General features: G+C 35.5%; 1 protein-coding gene. It reads left to right on the top strand.

Annotated features, from left to right (window positions below; genetic code table 11):
• The first annotated feature begins 140 nt into the window (after nt 1–140).
• A complete protein-coding gene (locus BA768_RS18715; protein ID WP_065721979.1) occupies nt 141–1358 on the top strand; it encodes an IS4 family transposase in 1218 nt (405 codons plus the stop codon).
• Nucleotides 1359–1390 lie beyond the last annotated feature (32 nt).

Genomic DNA, 1390 nt, shown 5'->3' on the forward strand with positions numbered 1-1390 from the left:
TAGTCATGGTCGGAAGATTTTTCTTCCGACTTTTTTGTGTTTTAGTAAAACAAGAAATTGTTTTAATTAATTGATTATCAAATATTTATGTTGTTTTTTTAGTTTAAATTTTGTATCTTTATCACTGATAATTATATAGTATGTCCGTATTTAAAGATCACAAAATCTCTCTCAGCCAAGTTTTAGCATTTATACCCGAAGCCCTTTTAAGCCATCTTTCCGCAACCACTAAAGTCGATTATTATAGCAAAGTGCTCCATGGGAAAAAGATGTTTTATCTGCTTTTGTTCTGTATTTTCGATAACGAAAGATTAAGTCAGCGAACATTAGAAGATACTTTCAACAGTAGTGGATTTAAAGCCCTATTTGGATTGGGAGAAGAAGAAAGGGTTCGCAGAAGCTCTATCTCCGATAGACTTTCCAAGATTGATCCCAGTTATTTCAAAGAAATCTATGAGCAGATGTACCAGCGGTTTTCAGGGGTTTACTCGAAGACCGAAATCGAAAAGTATAATCTTATACGAGTTGACAGCACTATTGTTGCTGATGCTTGCACGAAGCTAAAAGAAGGCATTGACCAGAAAAGCGGTAAGAAATTAGTGAAATTTAGTTTTTCATTTGACGGCATTTTACCTTCGGGAGTAGAAGTTTTCACTGCTCAGAAATACTCTTCCGAAGAGTCCGCACTCCCGGAAGCTATTTTAAAACAAGTAAAGAAAGAAGAATATCACGACAATATTTATGTCATAGACAGAGGCTTGCAATCAACACGGTCAATGAAAGAATTTGATGGACAATCTGTGAAATTTATCATTCGTTCGAAAGATAACAGAAAATTTGAAGAGATGGAATCATTTCTCGAGCCGAAAAAACCTCTAAAATGGGATGACTGGGAAGTATTAAAAGACAGCAAGGTAAAGCTTTATACCGGAAGTCCCATACAAAACCAACGAGGCAAAGTGCATTTTCGGCAAGAGAAAGTAGAAACTGAGTTTCGTTTGGTGGTCATTAAAAGTCAAAAAACAAACAAGGAATTTTGGTTTCTAACTAACGAATTTCAACTATCAGCCAAGGAAATTTCTGATTATTACAGAAAACGCTGGGATATTGAAGTGTTTTTCAGGTTCCTGAAACAAGAACTCAACCTAAGTCATTTGGTTTCAATGAACAGGAACGGAATTGAAGTGATGGTCTATATGACAATGATAGCAGCGATGCTTTTGTTGATTTATAAAAAATCAAATAATTTGGGCTACAAAACAGCCAAACGAAGAATAGCAATGGAGCTTAGAGATATGATAACGGCCATTCTAATTATATTTGCAGGAGGAGACCCAGCCAAAGTTTTCAAAACATAAAAAATGGTCGGAATTTCTTCCGACCATGACTA

It is taken from the genome of Chryseobacterium sp. CBo1, from assembly GCF_001693475.1.
Lineage (GTDB): Bacteria > Bacteroidota > Bacteroidia > Flavobacteriales > Weeksellaceae > Chryseobacterium > Chryseobacterium formosense.

Bases quoted from the DNA above. Each gene is read 5' to 3' on its own strand.
- BA768_RS18715 (WP_065721979.1), top strand. From the start codon at position 141: ATGTCCGTATTTAAAGATCACAAAATCTCTCTCAGCCAAGTTTTAGCA.